Source organism: Persicitalea sp. (assembly GCF_041751555.1).
Lineage (GTDB): Bacteria > Bacteroidota > Bacteroidia > Cytophagales > Spirosomataceae > Persicitalea.
Genome location: NZ_JBGSXF010000550.1, coordinates 1 through 2,292, shown reverse-complemented (window position 1 = coordinate 2,292; position 2,292 = coordinate 1). Strand labels below are relative to the sequence as shown.

2 protein-coding genes are annotated in these 2,292 nt (G+C 54.2%); both read right to left on the bottom strand.

Translation table 11 applies throughout. From position 1 onward, the window contains the following. Positions 1 to 62: 62 nt before the first annotated feature. Positions 63 to 1,175 carry an XdhC family protein gene (locus tag ACEW8P_RS19805; RefSeq protein ID WP_373514805.1) on the bottom strand — a complete coding sequence of 371 codons (1,113 nt, stop codon included), beginning with the start codon at positions 1,173 to 1,175 and terminating at the stop codon, positions 63 to 65. A 130-nt stretch (positions 1,176 to 1,305) separates the two neighbouring features. Next, a partial coding sequence (locus tag ACEW8P_RS19800) for a ThiF family adenylyltransferase (protein ID WP_373514804.1) occupies positions 1,306 to 2,292 on the bottom strand: 987 nt, incomplete at its 5' end.

Sequence of the window (2,292 nt, the reverse complement as noted above, 5' to 3'; positions counted from 1 at the left end):
CTCTGTGAAATAAGAGTTCAGAGAGACAAGATTCGGCGCAGTTGTTTGCCTGAAATCAACGTTCACCGTTCGTGAATGGTCGAAGTACGTTCACGGAGCATCCCGCCATCACGTTTAGAGAATACGGCCCGGATTTCGGCTACCATCGAAAGGGCAATCTCCTCGGGCGTAATCGCCCCAATGTCCAGCCCAACGGGCGCGAAAATTCTTTCTTCAACTTCCGGTGAAATAGTAATTCCCTCTTTCCCTAGTTCATTAAAGATTTTCTCAGCCCGCACCCGTGGTCCAAGCAGCCCGATGTAAGGCGCAGCCAGCACCAGCGGCAGGTTGTTCTTATCCGTCTTGTAATCATGCGACATCAGAACAACCGCCGTGTAGTTGTCGATGAGTTTAGGGTTGAATTCCTCCGGTGGTACTACTGCACCAACCAGGGCGGCTACCTCACGGTGGATTTTGTGCGGATTGGCTACGATCGTCGCCCGCCAACCTGCTTCTTTGATCACTTTGACCAAAGGGAAAACGTCGTACTGATGACCCATAACGATGACGTGCAGTTCCGGCGGTAGGAATTCGGCAAATATTTCCAGTTCACGACCATCCTCCAAGGTAAAAGATAACGCCGCTGACTTGCTTTGCTCGACCACTTTTCGGATTCGCTGTTCCAGGTGGTCAGCGAGCGAATCATTGTCCAGCCCACCCAAGCTTTCAGGGTTAGCGTAACGAATAATATTTCCCGTCTCAAACCCATTCAAACTACCTTCTAACTTCGTAATGGTGAGCAAGACGTTTGTTTGGCGTCGATCGGCCACGACGTCCTGCAACACCGCAATAGGACTATGCGGGTCGTCGGGTAAAACGGGCGTCAGCAGGACATCGATGATACCATTACAGCCCAAGCCTACACCGATTTGGTGGGCGTCGTCCTCGGTAGTGTCATAGGTGACTAAACTTGATTTCGACCGCGCGATTGCCAAACGCGCCCTTTTCAGCGCATCGCCTTCCAGACAGCCCCCGCTGATTCCCCCGACCCAGGTACCATCGTCCATTACCAGCATCCGCGCTCCCGTGCGGCGGTACGACGACCCTTCCACGCGAACCACCGTCGCTAGAGCCGCCCGTTGGGTAGCGTGGTCGAGACGGTCGTAAGCGGCGAGGATAGATTTGATTTCTTTCATTTTTTAGAAGTAACAAAGTTCCAGAGCGACAAAGCCACAAAGTGGTACGGCGAGCCGGAGCAAAGTTAAGGCATTTAGAAAGTCCCAAACGTGAGAATTGTAAAATCAGAACGCCAACACCCCATCACGCCTAAAACGCTCTAACCGACGCGACACCACCTTTTAACTGTCTGAAAGTGTGGTTCGGTAGGGCGGGAGCAAGGATTTCGTAGGCTTTGCGGCTTCTTACGCCCGACTGGCAGCATAGCACCACGCTGGTGCGGGCGAGGAGTTCAGGGATTCGCTGAGGAATGGTACTTAGCGGCCAATTGACACCGCCAAGGTTGAATTGTAAGTACTCGTGCGGTTCGCGTACATCGACCAGCAGCGGTGGAACGAGTTCCTGCATGACGAGTTCGAGTTCTTGGTAGTCGATTTCTTCCAGCCCCGCGGTGGGAATGGCGCAGGTTTCGCCGTAGTCGTTTTGCAAGGCCGTAATGTTCCGGGATTCGGCTCGAGCAGCGAACTGGTACTTTTGGAAGGAAGTACGCAGGGCATCGTACACCAGCAAACTACCCGAAAGTACTTCGCCCAGACCCGTGATGAGCTTCACCGTTTCCATCGCCTGCAGTGAGCCAATAATGCCCGGCAACACGCCGATGACCCCAATTTCGGCGCAGTTGGGTACTTCGCCCTCGTCGGGCGGGGTCGGATAAAGGCAGCGGTAGGTGGGCCCGCCCAGGTAGTTGAACACGCTGACTTGTCCTTCAAATTTATAGATAGATCCGAATACCAGTGGCTTGTCCAGTAGCACGCAGGCGTCGTTGACAAGGTAACGCGTCGGGAAATTATCCGAGCCATCCACCAAGATTTGGAATTCCTTTATGATAGATAAAGCGTTCTCTTTCGTCAGCCCCTCGGTATATTCAATAATCCGAATGTGCGGGTTCAGCGACCGCAACCGCTCCGCCGCCGCTTCCGCTTTGTTTCGCCCTACATCCGCCACCGCAAAAAGTACCTGGCGGTGCAGGTTGCTGATTTCGACACGGTCAAAATCCACTACGCCCAGCGTGCCGACGCCCGCCGCCGCAAGATACGTCAGCGCCGGACAGCCCAGGCCGCCCGCCCCAATCACCAG

What these genes read in the sequence shown, in the direction of transcription:
- ACEW8P_RS19805 (WP_373514805.1), bottom strand. Translation starts at nt 1,175, where the DNA reads ATGAAAGAAATCAAATCTATCCTCGCCGCTTACGACCGTCTCGACCAC.